General features: G+C 62.4%; 14 protein-coding genes and 1 tRNA gene. 13 read left to right on the top strand and 2 right to left on the bottom strand.

Going from position 1 to position 17,513, the window contains the following annotated elements; translation table 11 throughout:
• Window positions 1–8 precede the first annotated feature (8 nt).
• The 6 genes from FW789_RS01315 to FW789_RS01340 all read left to right on the top strand — a co-directional run bounded on the left by FW789_RS01315 (window position 9) and on the right by FW789_RS01340 (window position 3,724).
• Window positions 9–84, top strand: a tRNA-Glu gene (locus FW789_RS01315).
• A gap of 171 nt (window positions 85–255) precedes the next feature.
• Window positions 256–795: a TetR/AcrR family transcriptional regulator gene (locus tag FW789_RS01320; protein ID WP_446430790.1), complete on the top strand. Its 540-nt coding sequence runs from the start codon at window positions 256–258 to the stop codon at window positions 793–795.
• A 22-nt stretch (window positions 796–817) separates the two neighbouring features.
• On the top strand, window positions 818–1,651 hold the full coding sequence (locus FW789_RS01325; protein ID WP_103438828.1) for an alpha/beta hydrolase: 834 nt from the start codon (window positions 818–820) through the stop codon (window positions 1,649–1,651).
• A 43-nt stretch (window positions 1,652–1,694) separates the two neighbouring features.
• Window positions 1,695–2,129, top strand: coding sequence for an acyl-CoA thioesterase (locus FW789_RS01330; RefSeq protein ID WP_186700129.1), 435 nt, complete (start codon window positions 1,695–1,697; stop codon window positions 2,127–2,129).
• A gap of 49 nt (window positions 2,130–2,178) precedes the next feature.
• Window positions 2,179–3,153, top strand: a complete 975-nt coding sequence (locus FW789_RS01335) for a tRNA dihydrouridine synthase (protein ID WP_101321437.1) — start codon at window positions 2,179–2,181, stop codon at window positions 3,151–3,153.
• Between the two features lie 127 nt (window positions 3,154–3,280).
• Complete coding sequence (locus tag FW789_RS01340) at window positions 3,281–3,724, top strand: Hsp20 family protein (RefSeq protein WP_101321435.1); 444 nt, start codon at window positions 3,281–3,283, stop codon at window positions 3,722–3,724.
• A gap of 49 nt (window positions 3,725–3,773) precedes the next feature.
• Here the strand turns inward: FW789_RS01340 and FW789_RS01345 are convergent, their stop codons facing one another.
• Both FW789_RS01345 and FW789_RS01350 read right to left on the bottom strand, forming a co-directional pair.
• Window positions 3,774–7,070, bottom strand: coding sequence for a PAS domain S-box protein (locus FW789_RS01345; protein ID WP_446430791.1), 3,297 nt, complete (start codon window positions 7,068–7,070; stop codon window positions 3,774–3,776).
• Window positions 7,071–7,131: 61 nt separating this feature from the next.
• The gene (locus FW789_RS01350) at window positions 7,132–8,010 is read right to left on the bottom strand and encodes a LysR family transcriptional regulator (RefSeq protein ID WP_103438108.1); all 879 of its coding nucleotides are present in this window, start codon (window positions 8,008–8,010) and stop codon (window positions 7,132–7,134) included.
• A gap of 130 nt (window positions 8,011–8,140) precedes the next feature.
• On the opposite strand from FW789_RS01350, the gene leuC reads away from it, so the two are divergent.
• From leuC to truA, 7 genes are all read left to right on the top strand, one after another.
• Complete coding sequence (leuC, locus tag FW789_RS01355) at window positions 8,141–9,574, top strand: 3-isopropylmalate dehydratase large subunit (RefSeq protein ID WP_103438107.1); 1,434 nt, start codon at window positions 8,141–8,143, stop codon at window positions 9,572–9,574.
• Window positions 9,571–10,215 (top strand): 3-isopropylmalate dehydratase small subunit, encoded by a 645-nt coding sequence (gene leuD, locus FW789_RS01360; protein ID WP_103438106.1) that lies wholly within the window; start codon window positions 9,571–9,573, stop codon window positions 10,213–10,215. Before leuC ends, leuD begins: the two co-directional genes overlap by 4 nt.
• A 78-nt stretch (window positions 10,216–10,293) precedes the next feature.
• The gene (leuB, locus tag FW789_RS01365; RefSeq protein WP_150572950.1) at window positions 10,294–11,376 is read left to right on the top strand and encodes a 3-isopropylmalate dehydrogenase; all 1,083 of its coding nucleotides are present in this window, start codon (window positions 10,294–10,296) and stop codon (window positions 11,374–11,376) included.
• Between the two features lie 64 nt (window positions 11,377–11,440).
• The gene (asd, locus tag FW789_RS01370) at window positions 11,441–12,553 is read left to right on the top strand and encodes an aspartate-semialdehyde dehydrogenase (protein WP_446430792.1); all 1,113 of its coding nucleotides are present in this window, start codon (window positions 11,441–11,443) and stop codon (window positions 12,551–12,553) included.
• A gap of 139 nt (window positions 12,554–12,692) precedes the next feature.
• Window positions 12,693–13,697: an aspartate-semialdehyde dehydrogenase gene (locus FW789_RS01375; RefSeq protein ID WP_411564503.1), complete on the top strand. Its 1,005-nt coding sequence runs from the start codon at window positions 12,693–12,695 to the stop codon at window positions 13,695–13,697.
• A 71-nt stretch (window positions 13,698–13,768) separates the two neighbouring features.
• Window positions 13,769–16,513, top strand: coding sequence for a FimV/HubP family polar landmark protein (locus FW789_RS01380; RefSeq protein WP_446430793.1), 2,745 nt, complete (start codon window positions 13,769–13,771; stop codon window positions 16,511–16,513).
• Window positions 16,514–16,632: 119 nt separating this feature from the next.
• A complete protein-coding gene (gene truA, locus FW789_RS01385; protein WP_411564505.1) occupies window positions 16,633–17,487 on the top strand; it encodes a tRNA pseudouridine(38-40) synthase TruA in 855 nt (284 codons plus the stop codon).
• Window positions 17,488–17,513 lie beyond the last annotated feature (26 nt).

A 17,513-nucleotide genomic window follows, 5' to 3' on the forward strand; every position in this document is an offset into this window, starting at 1 on the left:
GGTTACAAGTCCCCTTCGTCTAGTGGCCTAGGACACCGCCCTTTCACGGCGGTAACAGGGGTTCGAGTCCCCTAGGGGACGCCAATTTTTTCTCGCGTTTTGCGGGGCTTATAAGGCTCATTCGATTATTGAATGGGCCTTTTGTTTTTTCTGCCTTCCTGACTTTTTCAATGAAGCGGCCTGAGCTCGAATTTTTCGCTTGCCAATAAATATTATGTACATCATATTTCAATCATAATATTTATACGGTGGCTTATGAACGACAAGAAGAGCAAGACCCGCCAACGCATTCTCGATTCAGCCCGCAGCGCGCTGATCCAGCACGGACCGGCCGAGCCCAGTGTCAGTCAGGTGATGGGCGCCGCCGGGTTGACAGTCGGCGGTTTCTACGCGCACTTCGACAGCAAGGACGAGCTCATGCTCGAGGCGTTCAGCCAACTGCTGAGCGAGCGCCGCGGTTTATTCATCCAGATCGATCCCGCCCTGGACGGCGCCGGCCGCCGTGCCCTCGCTGCTGCTTTCTACCTGTCACGCAAGCATCGCGACGCGCTCGAGCAGGCATGCCCGTTGCCCACCTCGCTGAGCGAGATGCAGCGCCTGCCGGAGGCGTTTCGCGAGGCGCTGGCCGAGCACCTGGAGCTGATGATCGCGCAGATGGTCGACCGCCCTGAAGACGCCGACAAGGCGTTGGCCGACCTGGCGCTGATGATCGGCGGCCTGGCGCTGGCCCGGGCGCTGGGCACCAGTGAGCTGTCCGACCGAATCCTGCGCGCCGCCAAGTCGGCGGTCATCTAGGGGCCTGACTGGAGTATTGATGATGACTACCCTGAGCTGGATTCGCGGCGTCAACGGTACCCTGGGCCGGCTGGCCCCTGAGCATATAGCGGGCAGGATGCGCCGCGCCTTCATGACCCCACGCAACCTGCCGCCGCGGCAATGGGAGTTGCCCTTGCTGGCGACAGCTGAACGCATCACCTTGCGCTTCGGCCTGTCAGCGCTGCGCTGGGGCCAGGGGCCGACAGTGCTGATGATGCACGGTTGGGAAGGGCGCCCAACCCAGTTTGCCGCGTTGATTGAAGCGCTGGTGGCGGCCGGGCATACCGTGGTGTCTCTGGAAGGGCCGGCCCACGGACGTTCTCCGGGGCGCCAGGCGCATGTGGCGCTGTTTGCCCGGGCGCTACTCGAAGCCGCTGCCGAACTACCACCGCTGCGCGCCGTGATTGGCCATTCCATGGGTGGCGCCAGTGTCTTGCTGGCGCTGCAATGGGGCTTGCGCACCGAGGCTGCGGTCAGCATTGCCGCGCCGGCGCAACTGCTCGGGGTATTGCGCGGTTTTGCCCAGAGGCTGGGCATGCCGGCGCGGGCGCAGGCGGCGTTTATTCGCCAGGTCGAGCAGGATGTCGGCCTGCAAGTCGCCCGGCTTGACGTCAACGGCTATCAACTCGAGCTGCCGGGCCTGATAGCGCACGCCAGTGATGATCCTCTGGTCGCTGCCAGCGAAGCGCAATTGATCCACAAGGCTTGGTTCGACAGCCGCTTGCTGATGCTCGAAGACGGCGGCCACCAGCGTGTGCTGGCAGACCCGCTCCTGGTCGAAGGCGTGCTTGAGTTGCTGGCGCGCGCTGCCACACCAGCACGCCAAAGCGCGTGAGCATCCGGTACACTCAACGCGTTCAATGACCTTCGGAGCGCGCATGAGCTGGGATCTGGCATCGCCATTCATCATCGACCTACGCGTTGGCGGTGACGACATCGACGGCCTCGGCCACGCCAACAACGCGGTCTACGTCACCTGGCTGGAGCGCTGCGCCTGGCGCCACTCGCAGCGTCTGGGTCTGGACCTGGCCGAATACCGCCGTCTTGACCGGGCCATGGCCGTTGTTCGCCACGAAATCGATTACCTGGCTGCCGGCTACGAAGATGACGAGCTGCAACTGGCCACCTGGATCGTCGACTGGGACCAGCGCCTGCGCATGACCCGCCGGTTTCAGCTCAAGCGCCCGAGCGACGGCGTGACCCTGCTGCGCGCGCAAACCACCTTTGTCTGTATCGAACTGTCGACCGGCAAGCCCAAGCGTATGCCGGGCGAATTCATTGAAGGTTATGGGCAGGCGCTGATCGGTGTCTGAGCCCGCATGATTGTTTGCTAGACTGCCGCCTTTTTCGCGAGAGCCATCCATGCAAATTGCCCTGGCCCCCATGGAGGGGCTGGTCGACAACATCCTGCGCGACGTGCTCACGCGGGTCGGCGGTGTCGACTGGTGCGTGACCGAGTTCATTCGCGTCTGCGACCGCCTGCTGCCACCTTCCCAGTTCGACAAGCTTGCCCCTGAGCTGCGCCACGGCGCGCGTACTGCGGCAGGTGTGCCCATGCGCGTGCAGTTGCTTGGCTCCGATCCGGTGTGCCTGGCTGAAAACGCTGCATTGGCCTGCGAGCTGGGCGCGCCGGTGATCGACCTGAATTTCGGCTGCCCGGCCAAGACGGTGAACAAATCCCGCGGCGGTGCGGTGTTACTGAAGGAGCCGGAGTTGCTCCACGCGATCGTGCGGGAAGTGCGCCGGGCGGTGCCTGCCCACATCCCGGTCACGGCCAAGATGCGTCTGGGCTTCGATACCCCGGATGGCGCTCTCGATTGCGCTACCGCGTTGGCCGAAGGTGGCTCGGCGCACCTGGTGGTACATGCACGGACCAAGGTCGAGGGCTACAAGCCGCCGGCGCACTGGGAGTGGGTGGCGCGGGTGCAGGATGTGGTCAAGGTGCCGGTGTTCGCCAATGGCGAGATCTGGACCGTTGACGACTGGCGACGGTGCCGCGAGGTCAGCGGCGCTGAAGACATCATGCTCGGCCGTGGCCTGGTGTCGCGGCCTGATCTGGGCCTGCAGATTGCTGCTGCACGGGCGGGGCTCGAGTATCAGCCGCTTGCCTGGCAGGCGCTGTTGCCGTTGCTGCGCGAGTTTTGGCGTCAGGCCCAGGCCAAGCTGTCGCCGCGCTATGCGCCGGGGCGGATGAAGCAGTGGGTGGCAATGCTGACTCGCAGCTATCCGGAAGCGGTGCTGTTGTTTGCCGAACTGCGCCGGGTCGATGATTGTCAGCGGATCACCCATTTGCTGGGTGCCGACATCAGCCAGCTGCCATGTGAAGCAGTAGCCTGAGCAAATTTTAAGAAATTTTTTTGGTTGAGCTCTTGAAAGCGGTTGGTCGGGCCATATCTATTTAGTACGCGATGCCGAATTCGGGTCGCGGATTGACTCACTTGCTGATTTTCAGGAGTTTATGACCATGACTACCGCTTTCTCCCTTGCACCACTGTTCCGCCATTCCGTTGGTTTCGACCGTTTCAACGACCTGTTCGAATCCGCGGCGCGTAATGAGGCCGGTAGCAGCTACCCGCCCTACAACGTGGAAAAACATGGCGATGATCACTATCGCATCGTGGTTGCAGCAGCAGGCTTCCAGGAATCAGACCTTGAACTGCAGGTTGAGAAGGGTGTGCTGACAGTTACTGGCGGCAAACGCGACGCCAGCAACGACGCAGTGACCTACCTGCACCAGGGCATCGCTCAGCGTGCCTTCAAGTTGTCGTTCCGCCTGGCCGACCACATCGAAGTGAAATCCGCAGGCCTGGCCAACGGACTGCTCAGCGTCGAACTGCTGCGCGTCGTGCCGGAAGAAGCCAAAGCCAAGCGGATCCCGATCAGTGCTGACAAGCCAGCGTTGAACTGACGATTGGCTGGGGCCGCCTCGCGGCCCCATTCCTCTATCCCCCGCCTGATCAATAATCCGCCGGTGCCTCAAGCAACATTTGCCTGAACTCGCTCAGCGGCAACGGTCGGCTATGCAAATACCCCTGATACAAATGGCAACCCAGCCGCTCCAGAAACGCCAACTGCTCGCTCAGCTCGACGCCCTCGGCAATGATCGTCAACTCAAGGCTGCGGGCCATGGCGACGATGGCGCGGACGATCTCGGCATCGTTTGGATCTATCGGCGCATCGCGCACGAATGACTGGTCGATCTTCAAGGTATCCACCGGCAGCCGCTTGAGATAGGTCAGCGATGAGTAACCGGTGCCGAAGTCATCCATGGCAAAACTCACGCCGTAGACTTTGAGTTCACGCATCTTGGCGATGGTGTCCTCCAGATTCTGGATCACGATGCCCTCGGTAATCTCCAGCTTGAGCATGTGTCGGGGCAGGCGATAGTCGTCCAGGGTGCGCAGCACTCTGCCAACAAAGTCGTTCTGGCGGAACTGCCGCGGGCTGATATTCACGCACAGGCTGAATTCGTCCGCCTTGATCAGGCCGTCGCTGAGCATCCCGGCGCAGGCATCACAGGCCTCGTCGAGAATCCAGCTACCCACCTCCAGAATCAGCCCGCTTTCTTCCAGCACCTGGATGAACTGCGAGGGCGGTTGCTGCCCCAGTTGCGGGTGATGCCAGCGCAGCAGTACTTCAGCGCCGACAATGCGATTGTCGCGGGCATCCACCTGCGGCTGAAAGTGCAGTGCCAGTTCGCCGCGGGCCAACGCCTGGCGCAGGTCATTCTCCATGCGCAGGCGTTCACTGGCGGCTTTTTGCATGGTGGTGTGGTACAGCTGGGTGGTGTTGCGCCCAGAGTCCTTCGCCCGGTACAGGGCAATGTCGGCGCGCTTGAGCAAGTCGGCGGGCGTTGTCCCATGATCGGGGATCAAGGCAACGCCAATGCTGGGGGTGACTTGCAGGCGCTGGCCGTCCAGAGACATCGGCTCGGCGAGCAGTTCGCGCAGGGTATCGGCCAGTTCGCGGACTTTGCCTTCAACCGCCTCGCGGCTGCCTTCCAGACCGCTGAGCAAGACCACGAACTCGTCACCGCCCAGGCGCGCCACCGTGTCTTCCAGGCGCACGCTAGCCTCGAGCCGGGCGGTGATGACCTTGAGCACGATGTCGCCGACCGGGTGACCGAGTGAGTCATTGATGTGCTTGAAGTGATCGAGGTCGAGAAACAGCAGCGCGCCGCGCAGGTTGTGCCGCTTGAGCAGGGCGATCTGCTGGCTCAGGCGGTCCATCAGCAGGGCGCGGTTGGGCAGGTTGGTAAGGGGGTCGTGGTAAGCGAGGTGGCGAATCTGCGCCTGGGCGTTTTTCAGCTGGCTGACGTCGCGCGCGGTCAGCAGCAGGCATTCGGTGGCATTCAGGGTAATCGGCTCGACCGACACTTCCACCGTCAGCAGCTCGCCGCGTTTGTTGCGTCCGAGCATCTCGCGGTGGTGCACCCGCCCGCGCAGTTTGATCTCGCTGAGCAAGGTCGCCCGTTGCGTGTCGTCGGCCCAGATGCCGAGCTCGTGCACGGTACGCCCGATCACTTCGTCAATGCTGTAGCCCGTCAGGCGGCAGAAGCCGTCGTTGACTTCCAGGTACAGGCCGCTGGCGCGCACGGTTATGGTGATGGCGTCGGGGCTGGAGTGAAACGCCTTGGCGAATTTCTCTTCACTGGCCTTGATTGCCGCTTCGGCGCGCTGCTGCTGGGTGATGTCACGCAGTGAGGTCACGCTGCAGGTCTGGTTGTCGACCATGATCAGGCGGCTGGAAATGACACAGGTCATGGGCGCGCCACTACGATGGTTGACCACCACTGCGACGTTGCTCAGCGCCCGTTCGCGGATCACGTGTTCGATACGCTGGGCGCGCTCTGCGGTTTCTGCCCACAGGCCGATCTGCTCGGCGGTGCGGCCGAGCACCTGTTGCGCGCTCCAGCCAAAGGTCTGGCTGAAGGCCGGGTTGATCTCGATGAACTGGCCGTTGTCCTGACGGGTTACGCAAATTGGGTCGGGGCTGACCTGGAACAGGCTGGCGAACTTTTCTTCAGAGGCGCTCAGGCGCTGCTCGCGCTCGACCTGATCGGTGATGTCGAGCAGGGTGCCAGCCATGCGCAACGGATCGCCCTGCTCGTCACGGTAGAGACGGGCGCGGCTTTCTATATAGCGCGCTGCGCCATTTTCCAGCTGCACCCGGTAGGTGATCTGGTAACTGCCCGCCGGGCCTTCGCGCAAGCTGCGATAAGACTCGCGCATGGCCTCCCGCTCATGTTCAGGCACACCTTCGAAAAACGCTTCGAAGGATTCATGAAACGGCACCGGCTCCAGCCCATGCAGCTGCGCGGCGCGCGCCGAGCCGTAGAGCATGCCACTGGGGATATGCCAGTCCCAGGTGCCCAGCTGGGCAGAGTCCAGTGCCAGGTCGAGGCGTTCCTGGCTGTCCTTGAGGGCAAGCTCGGCGCGCTTGCGCTCGCTGGTGTCGACAAAAGTGGTGAGCAGAAACGTCACGCCTTCCAGCTCGATGCTCTGGGTGCACAGGATGCCGTCGTGGACCTTGCCGCCGCTGCCGCGAAACTGCACTTCCATGGTGATCGGGCCGGTGCTGTAGCGGGTCGCCTCCAGTACCTGCTGGCGCTGTTCCGGATGCACCCACAGGCCCAGTTCGATACTGGTCTTACCGACGATCTGCGCCCCGGGCCAGCCGAACATGTCTTCAAAATGCTGGTTGACCTCGAATAGCATGCCGTCTTTACGCCGGCTGAGCAGAATCGCATTGGGGCTCATGTGAAACAGGCTGGCAAAGCGTTTTTCCGAGTTGATCAAGGCCGTTTCGCGGTCGCGCTGGCGGGTGATTTCGCGGATCACGCCGATCATCTGCCGGCGGCCATTACGGTCGTGGGTCAGGCTGCCGCTGACTTCCAGCCAGTGCAGGCTGCCGTCGGGCCAGCGAATCCGATGACGCATGGCCTGCTCGATGGGCTCGCCATTGACCACCGCCTGAAACGCCAGGCGGGTACGCGCGCGGTCTTCCTCCGGGAGCAGTTCAAGGTAGTCAATATCACTGGGCAAAGGCTGCTGCGGATCGAAGCCGAACAGCGCCTGGGTACCTCGCGACCAACTGATTCGGCCACTGTCGATATCCCACAGCCAAGCGCCCAATTGCGCGCCATTGAGCGCCGCCAACAACTGCGGGGCGTTCTGCCAGGCCAACTCCGAGTCCTGCGGGTCGACAGCAGGAATACGCGGCAAGCGCGGAAAACGGTTAGCTGATTTGGGCATCGATACCAGACCTTTGGCGAGTGACCTGTCCCTGAGAGTGGTGTGCCGCCCCGACGAACCGTCAGGCGCTGCCGGCGTGACTGTCGAGCAGGGCCATGAATGCCTTGGCGGCATTCGAAAGGGTGCGCTCGGTGTGCAGAATGTAGCCTAGCTGCCGCCTCAGCTTTACGCCGGGCAAAACGATGGGCGCCACCTGATCATCGAGCATGGTCCGCGGCAGCACGCTCCAGGCCAGGCCGATCGAGACCATCATCTTGATGGTTTCCAGGTAGTTGGTGCTCATGGCGATGTTGGGTGTCAGGCCCTGGCTTTCGAACAGGCGCTGGACAATGTGGTGGGTAAAGGTATTGCCGCCGGGAAACACTGCCGGATGGCGGGCGACGTCAGCCAGGCTTACTGTCTCGCTGCTGGCCAGCGGGTGCTCGGGGGCAGCCACCAGATCCAGCGGATCGTCCCAGACCGGCACCGCGCGCACCAGGTTGTGCGGTTCGGGGGCCAGGGTAATTACCGCGATTTCAGCCCGGCCGTGGAGTATTTCATCGTAGGCCGCTTCCGAATCGAGGAACTGAATATCCAGCGCAACCAGCGGGTACTGACGGGTGAAAGCCCGCAATAACGGTGGCAGGCGGTGCAGGCCGATATGGTGGCTGGTCGCCAGGGTCAGCCTCCCCGTGACTTCACCGGTCAAATTGCTCAGGGCGCGCCGTGTATCGTCGAGTACATTGAGTATCTGGTAGGCACGCGGGAGCAGAGCGCGGCCAGCCTCGGTCAGGGTCACTTCGCGGCCCAGTCGATCGAACAGGCGAACGTCCAGTTGCTGCTCAAGGCCAGCGATGCGTTTGCTGATGGCAGGCTGGGTCAAATGCAGGCGCTCACCTGCGCCAGAAAAACTACCGGTCTCGGCGATGGCGATAAACGCACTGAGGTTGGCCAGGTCCACTGCTGGTATTCCTTTTGGTTATCCAAAGCATAAAAATTATCAATTTGAGTTATTCAATCTAAACCCATAGCATCGCCCGTACAAGCCAAGGGGTTATTGGCATAGAAAGACGCTGATGAGGAACAGTCTGATGGCCGGCAAAACGCTTTACGACAAGCTCTGGGATGCGCATGAGGTCAAGCGACGCGACGATGGTTCGTCGTTGATCTACATCGATCGCCACATCATTCACGAAGTGACGTCGCCCCAGGCATTCGAAGGCCTGCGTCTGGCCAAGCGGCAGCCGTGGCGGATCGACGCCAACATCGCTACGCCCGATCACAACGTGCCCACTACCCCTGAGCGCAAGGGCGGCATCGAGGCCATCGCTGACCAGGTGTCGCGTCTGCAAGTGCAGACCCTCGATGAAAACTGTGACGAATACGGCATCGTCGAATTCAAGATGAACGACATTCGCCAGGGCATCGTTCACGTCATCAGCCCAGAGCAGGGCGCCACCTTGCCGGGCATGACCGTGGTCTGTGGCGACTCGCACACCTCGACTCACGGCGCTTTCGGCGCACTGGCCCACGGCATCGGCACTTCCGAGGTCGAGCACGTGCTCGCCACCCAGTGCCTGGTCGCGAAAAAAATGAAGAACATGCTGGTCCGTGTCGAGGGCCGGTTGGGCGAAGGCGTGACCGCCAAGGACATCGTCCTTGCCGTGATCGGCAAGATCGGCACCGCCGGCGGTAACGGCCATGCCATGGAATTTGCTGGCAGCGCCATCCGCGACTTGTCGATGGAAGGCCGCATGACCATCTGCAACATGTCCATCGAGGCCGGCGCCCGAGTTGGCCTGGTCGCTGTCGACCAGACCACCATCGATTACGTCGAAGGCCGTCCCTACGCGCCGACTGTCGGCCAGTGGCCGCAAGCGGTTGCCGCCTGGAGAGGGCTGGTATCCGATGCCGATGCGGTATTCGATACCGTGGTCGAGCTCGACGCCGCACAGATCAAGCCACAGGTCAGCTGGGGCACCTCGCCGGAGATGGTCCTGGCCGTTGACCAGCGTGTACCGGATCCAGCTGCCGAGCCGGATCTGGTCAAGCGTGGCTCGATCGAGCGCGCGCTCAAGTACATGGGCCTGAGTGCCAACCAGGCGATCACCGATATTCGTCTCGATCGGGTGTTCATCGGCTCGTGCACTAACTCGCGCATCGAAGACCTGCGCGCTGCCGCCCAAATCGCCAAGGGCCGCAAGGTCGCCGCTACCGTCAAGCAGGCGATGGTGGTACCGGGCTCGGGCCTGGTCAAGGCTCAGGCCGAGAAGGAAGGGCTGGACAAGATCTTCATCGAAGCCGGCTTTGAATGGCGTGAACCGGGCTGTTCGATGTGCCTGGCGATGAACCCGGATCGGCTGGAAAGCGGCGAGCATTGCGCATCGACCTCCAACCGTAACTTCGAAGGTCGGCAGGGCGCCGGTGGTCGTACCCATCTGGTCAGCCCGGCAATGGCCGCCGCTGCCGCGGTGACTGGCCACTTCATCGATGTCCGCGAGTTGATTCAAGGGAGCGCAGCATGAAAGCCTTTACCCAACACACCGGCCTGGTTGCGCCATTGGATCGCGCCAACGTCGATACCGACCAGATCATCCCCAAGCAGTTTCTCAAGTCGATCAAGCGCACCGGCTTCGGTCCGAACCTGTTCGATGAATGGCGCTACCTGGACGTTGGCCAGCCATACCAGGACAACAGCAAGCGCCCGTTGAACAAGGACTTCGTGCTCAACCACGAACGTTACCAAGGTGCCAGTGTGTTGCTCGCCCGGGAAAATTTCGGTTGCGGCTCGAGCCGTGAGCACGCCCCATGGGCCCTCGACGAATATGGCTTTCGCAGCGTCATCGCGCCAAGCTTTGCAGATATCTTCTTCAACAACAGCTTCAAGAACGGCTTGCTGCCGATCATCCTCAGCGACGAAGAAGTCGACGAGTTGTTCAAGCAGGTCGAAGCCATTCCAGGCTATCAGCTGACCGTCGACCTGCAGGCGCAGGCCGTTACCCGTCCTGATGGCAAGGTCCTGCACTTCGAGATCGACGCCTTCCGCAAGCATTGCCTGCTCAATGGTCTCGACGACATTGGCTTGACCTTGCAGGATAGCGAGTCGATCCAGGCGTTCGAAGCCAGGCACCGCGCCAGCCAGCCATGGCTCTTCCGCGAAGCCTGAAGCAGCGCGCAGGTCGGGTATTAATTTTTGTTCGGCGCGGCCATGGCGGCCACGCCGTTTGAACGGATAAAGAAAAGCATGAGCAAGCAGATTCTGATTCTCCCAGGTGACGGTATCGGCCCGGAAATCATGGCCGAAGCGGTCAAGGTGCTGGAGCTGGCCAACGACAAGTTCCAGCTCGGTTTCGCCCTGGAGCACGATCTGATCGGTGGCGCTGCCATCGACGCACATGGCGTGCCATTGGCGGATGCCACCCTTGAGCGTGCGCGCAACGCTGATGCGGTGCTGTTGGGCGCCGTCGGCGGGCCGAAGTGGGACAAGATCGAGCGGGACATTCGTCCAGAGCGCGGCCTGCTGAAGATTCGTGCGCAACTGGGCCTGTTCGCCAACCTGCGTCCTGCGATTCTCTACCCGCAACTGGCCGACGCCTCTTCGCTGAAGCCGGAAATCGTCTCGGGCCTGGACATCCTCATCGTCCGTGAACTCACCGGCGGCATCTACTTCGGCGCCCCGCGTGGCCAGCGCGAGCTGGAAGGCGGCGAGCGTCAGGCCTACGACACCCTGCCATACAGCGAAAGCGAAGTGCGCCGGATTGCCCGGGTCGGCTTCGACATGGCCCGCGTGCGTGGCAAGAAGCTGTGCTCGGTCGACAAGGCCAACGTACTTGCGTCCAGCCAGCTGTGGCGTGAAGTGGTTGAAGAGGTTGCCAAGGATTACCCAGACGTCGAACTCAGCCACATGTACGTCGACAACGCCGCCATGCAGCTGGTGCGGGCACCCAAGCAGTTCGATGTAATGGTTACCGACAACATGTTTGGTGACATTCTTTCGGATGAAGCGTCGATGCTCACCGGTTCCATCGGCATGCTGCCTTCGGCCTCGCTGGATGCCAACAACAAGGGCATGTACGAGCCATGCCACGGCTCGGCGCCAGACATCGCCGGCCAGGGCGTAGCCAACCCGTTGGCGACCATCCTGTCGGTGTCGATGATGCTGCGTTACAGCTTCAATCAGCACGCTGCTGCCGAGGCCATCGAGCAGGCGGTCAGCCAGGTGCTCGATCAAGGCCTGCGCACGGGTGATATCTGGTCGACCGGCTGCAACAAGGTTGGCACCAAGGAAATGGGCGATGCAGTAGTCGCGGCGCTGCGGAATCTGTAATCTCTCTGGCCCGCTGCCAATATCTCTCGGTGGCGGCCCACTTTTTAGCAAAGGTGTAGTTGCGATGAAACGTGTAGGTCTGATCGGTTGGCGTGGAATGGTCGGTTCCGTGCTCATGCAGCGCATGCTGGAAGAGCAGGACTTCGACCTGATCGAGCCGGTGTTCTTCACCACCTCCAATGTCGGTGGCCAGGGTCCGAACGTGGGCAAGGATATCTCTCCGCTGAAGGACGCCTACAGCATTGAAGAGCTGAAGACCCTCGACGTCATTCTGACTTGCCAGGGCGGCGACTACACCAACGAGGTCTTCCCCAAGCTGCGCGAAGCTGGCTGGCAGGGTTACTGGATTGACGCTGCTTCTTCGCTGCGTATGCAGGATGACGCGGTGATCGTCCTCGATCCGGTGAACCGCAAGGTGATCGACCAGCAGCTCGATGCCGGTACCAAGAACTACATCGGCGGCAACTGCACCGTCAGCCTGATGCTGATGGGCCTGGGTGGCCTGTTCGAAGCGGGTCTGGTCGAGTGGATGAGCGCCATGACCTACCAGGCCGCTTCCGGTGCTGGCGCGCAGAACATGCGCGAGCTGATCAAGCAGATGGGCGGCATCAACGCTTCCGTCAGCGAAGACCTGGCCAACCCGGCCAGCGCCATCCTCGACATCGACCGCAAGGTTGCCGAGGCCATGCGCAGCGAAGCCTTCCCTACCGAGAACTTCGGTGTGCCGCTGGCCGGTAGCCTGATCCCGTGGATCGACAAAGAGCTGCCCAACGGCCAGAGCCGTGAGGAATGGAAAGCCCAGGCCGAGACCAACAAGATCCTCGGCCGCTTCAAGAGCCCGATCCCGGTCGACGGCATCTGCGTGCGCATCGGTGCCATGCGTTGCCACAGCCAGGCGCTGACCATCAAGCTCAACAAGGATGTGCCGCTGGCCGATATCGAAGGCATGATCAGCCAGCACAACCCATGGGTGAAACTGGTGCCGAACCAGCGTGAAATCAGCATGCAAGAGCTGAGCCCGACCAACGTCACCGGTACCCTCAACGTGCCGGTTGGTCGTCTGCGCAAGCTGAACATGGGCAGCCAGTACCTGGGCGCGTTCACCGTCGGTGACCAGCTGCTGTGGGGTGCTGCCGAGCCGCTGCGCCGCATGCTGCGGATTCTGCTGGAGCGCTGATTGCGTTTGCACTGAAGAAAAACCCGCGCTGTTGCCCAGCGCGGGTTTTTTTATGGGCGGTAGATGGCGCGGCCAAGGTACCCCCAGGCTGAGAATCCAAGTAAAGTGCCGCTCCCGCCGTTTCAGCAGAGGACTCCCCATGAGCCAACCCCTAGATATCGCCGTGATCGGCGCCACCGGCAGTGTCGGTGAAACTCTCGTGCAGATCCTCGAAGAGCTCGAATTCCCGGTGGGCACCCTGCATCTGCTGGCCAGCATGGAATCGGCTGGCAGCAGTGTGATGTTCGCCGGCAAAAAGGTGCGCGTGCGTGAGGTCGACAGCTTCGACTTCAGCCAGGTCAAGCTGGCCTTCTTTGCTGCGGGCCCGGCGGTCAGCCGCAGCTTCGCCAGCAAGGCCCATGCTGCCGGTTGCAGCGTGATCGACCTGTCCGGCGAGCTTGAGCACGCCGTTGCTCTGGTACCAGAAGCCAATCCCGAGCAGGTGGCCGGCCTGAGCCTGCCCGCGCTGATCACCAGCCCAAGTGCCAGTGCCGTGGCCCTGGCGGTGGCGTTGGCGCCGCTCAAGGGCCTGCTCGATATCGAGCGGGTGCAGGTCATGGCCAGCCTGGCGGTGTCGGCCCAAGGCAAGGAAGCGGTGGGCGAGCTGGCCCGGCAGACCGCCGAGCTGCTCAATGCGCGGCCATTGGAGCCGCGCTTCTTCGATCGGCAGATCGCGTTCAACGTATTGGCCCAGGTCGGCGCCGTTGATGCGCACGGCCACAGCGCGGTAGAGCGGCGCCTGGTCAAGGAGCTGCGCGCGCTGCTGGATATGCCAGCGCTGAAGATTTCTGTGAGCTGCGTTCAAGTCCCGGTGTTTTTCGGCGATAGCTTGAGTGTGGCCGTGCAAAGCCGGCGCCCGGTGGATCTGGGTGCGGTGAACCAGGCGCTGGAGGCGGCGGCGAGCATCGAATTGGTCGAAGCGGATGATTATCCGACACCGGTGGGTGACGCAGTCGGCCAAGACGTGGTCTATGTTGGTCGTGTACGGCACGGAATTGATGAACCAGAGCAGCTCAACCTTTGGCTGACCACCGACAACCTGCGCAAGGGTGCGGCACTCAACGCCGTGCAGGTCGGCCAATTGTTGCTTAAACACAGGCTGTAAAAGATACTGCTGAGCACTTTTGTCCTGCACCGCATGCAGGTTTCGGGACGATTCATACAAGGGAAGAGGTCATGCTTCGAATTCGCAAACTGGTTCTGGCCATGGCGGCAGCTTCGGCGCTGTCGTCTGGCATGGCCAATGCTCTGGGGTTGGGTGAGCTGACACTGAAGTCGGCGCAAAACCAACCGCTGGACGCTGAGATCGAACTGCTCGACGTTCGCGACCTCACCGCTGCCGAGGTGGCACCTAGCCTCGCTTCGCGTGAAGAGTTCGCCAAGGCCGGGGTGGCCTATCCATCCTACGTCGAGGACCTGACCTTCACCACGGTGCTCAGCCCCAACGGCAAGAGCGTGTTAAGGGTTACTTCCAGCCGGCCGTTGCCGGAGCCGGTGGTCAAGTTCCTGGTGCAGGTAATGTGGCCGCAGGGGCGTTTGCTGCGTGACTACAGCGTCCTCCTCGACCAGGCCCAGGCCCAAGGCGCGCAGCCTGATGCAGCCAATATCAACCCGGCCGTGAGTGGTGCCGCCAACTACACCACCAAGCGCCGCGACACCCTCTGGCAGATTGCTGCGCGCAACAGCCAGGGTGGCTCGGTGCAGCAGACCATGCTGGCGATCCAGGCGCTCAACCCGGACGCGTTCATCGGCAACAATATCAACCAGCTCAAGGCCGGTCAGGTGCTGCGCCTGCCTGATCAGCAACAGATCCAGAGCATCCCGCAGGGTGAGGCCAATCGCGATGTGGCCGAGCAATATGCCGCCTGGCGCGAAGGACGCAGGCTCGGGCCGCGCGCCCGCCAGCTCGATGCCACTCGCCGCGGTGCCGCTGAAGCCACGCCCGCGCAGATCGCTCAAGGCGACAACCTGCGTCTGGTGACCCCTGGCGGCAAGACCGCCAGGAACGATGCCAAGGCGGTCAGTGACAAGCTGGCCGTGGCCCAGGAAAGCCTGGACACCAGCCGTCGTGACAACGACGAATTGAAAAGCCGCATGACCGACCTGCAGAGCCAGCTGGACAAGCTGCAGCGTCTGATCCAGATGAAGAACGACCAGCTGGCCCGCCTTGAAGCCCAAGGCGCGGCCGAGCCAGACCCGGCCGCTGCAGCTGCGCTGCCTGGTGCAGAGACGCCTGCTCAGCCTGCTGTACCTGCTGTCGATGCGCAACTGGCCCCGGCCGAGCCGGTGGTTACACCTGCGCCAGCTGCTGTGGATACTGCTCCGCAAGTCGCTCCTGCAGACGAGGTCAAGCCGGAGCAGAGCGCTCTGGACCAGTTGCTAGGCAACCCGCTGTTGCTGGCGCTGATCGCCGGTTCCGCGCTGCTCGTGCTGCTGTTGCTCCTGCTCTTGCTGGCGCGTAAGCGCAAAGCCGACCAAGAGGCCGAAAAACACCTGCGCATGGCCCGTGCCTTGTCGGAGGAGGGCGAGCGCAACCCTGATCTGGATCTGCCACCTGGCAGCTTCGACGGTCTGGACATGTCGGCGCCGAGCGTGACCCTTGCACCAGCGGTGGTAGCAGCGTCGGCAGCAGCGGCGACAGCGGCCGAGAAGCCGGTGGTGCCGGTTGCTCCGGTGGTGCCAGTGGTGGAGGCTGAGCCCGCAGCTCAAGCCGATACGACTGATCCACTGCTCGCTCAAGTCGACCTGAGCCTGGCTCGTGGTCGCCTGAATCACGCCGCCGACCTGCTCGAACCTGCGGTTGCAGCCGAGCCGGAACGCAGCGATCTGCGCCTCAAACTGATGGAAGTCTACGCGCGCCAGGGTGATCAAAACGCCTTTGTCGAGCAGGAACGCCAGTTGCCCGCCAACCCAGCCAATCAAACCGAAGTCGAATCGCTGCGCGAGCGCTTCCCGGCCATGGTTGCAGTGGCAGCTGCCGGCCTCGGTGCTGCGGCGCTGGCCGCTGAGCTGGACGAGCAGTACGTACAGGAGCTGCTGCAGGACGAACAGGACATCCCGGCCGCTGTCGAGCCGGAGCCGGTGCTTGACGATCTGTCTTTCGAGCCCGAGCCGGTAATCACCGAGCCCGCACCTGCAGCAGAGCCTGAGCCCGAGCCGGCCGCACTGGCCGATATCGAACCGGTTGCCGAAGACGATCTGGACACTGCCTTCGACCTCAGTCTGGACGATGACCTGTTGCTGGATGAGCCACTGCAGGCGCAGCCCCAGGACGACCTCACGGTAACGCTTGACGATAATCCGCAAACCGAGCTGAGCGAGCCGGTTGAACCTGTCGCTGTCGCTGCCGCTACCGACGCGGACGATGATTTCGAAGCGCTGCTGGCACAGGCACAAGCCCAGGCCGAGCCGCAGGCCGTTGATGACCTGGCTGACTTCGACCTTGACGTCGGCGACGTAGCAGTCGAGCCGCCGCCAGCAGAGCCACCGGTAGATGTCGCGGCGGAACTGGCCGCATTCGACGAAATCCCCGAGTTCGATCCGATCTCCGAGCTGGAGCTGCCGGACGACTTCGACCTGTCGCTGTCGCTGGATGACGACTCGCCGGCAGCGCAGAACTTCGCCTCCGAGCTGGACGACGTCAACGCCGAACTCGACAAGCTGTCGCAGAGCCTGGAAACCCCGCCGCTCGAGCCGCAGTTCACGGCCGCCGATGCCGATCAGGAGCTGGAGCCGCTGGACGATTTGGACTTCGACTTCTTCTCCGGCGCCGATGAGGTCGCGACCAAGCTTGACCTGGCGCGTGCCTACATCGACATGGGTGACCATCAAGGCGCGCGGGATATCCTTGATGAAGTGGTCAAGGACGGCGACGACACTCAGCGCAGCGAAGCTGAGGACATGCTCTCGCGTCTGGTCTAGTCAGCCAGTTCAGCAGAACGGGGCAGGGCCGGCATGGCGCCTGCCCGGCAACGGCAGCCCTATCGGCTGCCGTTGTCGTTATACTGCCGCCTTTTGTTCCATCCACAGGTTTCAGTTACTTGGACATCATCGACATCGACCGGGCCGAATCGGCGGCCGAAGGCTTCTCCCGGATTGCCCTGGGCGTGGAATACAAGGGCGCCCGCTACCGTGGCTGGCAGCGCCAGACCAGTGGCGTACCGAGTGTTCAGCAGGCGCTTGAGCAGGCCCTGTCGAAGGTGGCCAATGCCCCCATTACCGTGTCTTGCGCCGGGCGCACTGATGCCGGTGTGCATGCCAGTGGTCAAGTTGTGCATTTCGATACCAATGCGCTGCGCGACGAGCGTGCCTGGACCATGGGTACCAATTTCAATCTGCCCCACGACATCAGCGTGACCTGGGCGACGGTCATGCCGGCGGATTTTCATGCCCGCTTCAAAGCCAACGCCCGGCGTTATCGCTACGTCATCTACAACGACCCGATCCGCCCGGCGCACCTGGCCGAGGAAGTCACCTGGAATCACCGCACACTCGACGTCGAGCGCATGGCCGAGGCCGCTCGATACCTGCTCGGTACCCACGACTTCAGCGCCTTTCGCGCCAGCCAGTGTCAGGCCAAGTCGCCGGTCAAGGAGATGTACCACCTGCGCGTGACCCGGCACGGCCAGATGATCGTGCTCGACATCCGCGCCAGCGCCTTTCTGCACCACATGGTGCGTAACATCGCTGGTGTGTTGATGAGCATCGGCAGCGGTGATCGGCCAGTGGCCTGGGCTCGTGAAGTGCTGGAAAGCCGCGACCGGCGCGAAGCCGGAGTTACCGCGCATCCGTATGGGCTGTACCTGGTCCAGGTCGAATATCCCGAGCCTTTCGTGCTGCCTCAGCGTTACATCGGCCCACACTTTCTCAGCGGTTTCGATACGTTGGCGGACTGACGCGGCATCCAGCGTTTGCTACCATC

This window comes from Pseudomonas sp. 1121_17 (assembly GCF_052850745.1).

Bases quoted from the DNA above. Each gene is read 5' to 3' on its own strand.
- leuD (WP_103438106.1), top strand. From the start codon at position 9,571: ATGAAAGCCTTTACCCAACACACCGGCCTGGTTGCGCCATTGGATCGC.
- leuC (WP_103438107.1), top strand. From the start codon at position 8,141: ATGGCCGGCAAAACGCTTTACGACAAGCTCTGGGATGCGCATGAGGTC.
- asd (WP_446430792.1), top strand. From the start codon at position 11,441: ATGAAACGTGTAGGTCTGATCGGTTGGCGTGGAATGGTCGGTTCCGTG.
- FW789_RS01345 (WP_446430791.1), bottom strand. From the start codon at position 7,070: ATGCCCAAATCAGCTAACCGTTTTCCGCGCTTGCCGCGTATTCCTGCT.
- FW789_RS01340 (WP_101321435.1), top strand. From the start codon at position 3,281: ATGACTACCGCTTTCTCCCTTGCACCACTGTTCCGCCATTCCGTTGGT.
- FW789_RS01380 (WP_446430793.1), top strand. From the start codon at position 13,769: ATGCTTCGAATTCGCAAACTGGTTCTGGCCATGGCGGCAGCTTCGGCG.
- leuB (WP_150572950.1), top strand. From the start codon at position 10,294: ATGAGCAAGCAGATTCTGATTCTCCCAGGTGACGGTATCGGCCCGGAA.
- FW789_RS01320 (WP_446430790.1), top strand. From the start codon at position 256: ATGAACGACAAGAAGAGCAAGACCCGCCAACGCATTCTCGATTCAGCC.
- FW789_RS01335 (WP_101321437.1), top strand. From the start codon at position 2,179: ATGCAAATTGCCCTGGCCCCCATGGAGGGGCTGGTCGACAACATCCTG.
- FW789_RS01330 (WP_186700129.1), top strand. From the start codon at position 1,695: ATGAGCTGGGATCTGGCATCGCCATTCATCATCGACCTACGCGTTGGC.
- FW789_RS01375 (WP_411564503.1), top strand. From the start codon at position 12,693: ATGAGCCAACCCCTAGATATCGCCGTGATCGGCGCCACCGGCAGTGTC.
- FW789_RS01325 (WP_103438828.1), top strand. From the start codon at position 818: ATGACTACCCTGAGCTGGATTCGCGGCGTCAACGGTACCCTGGGCCGG.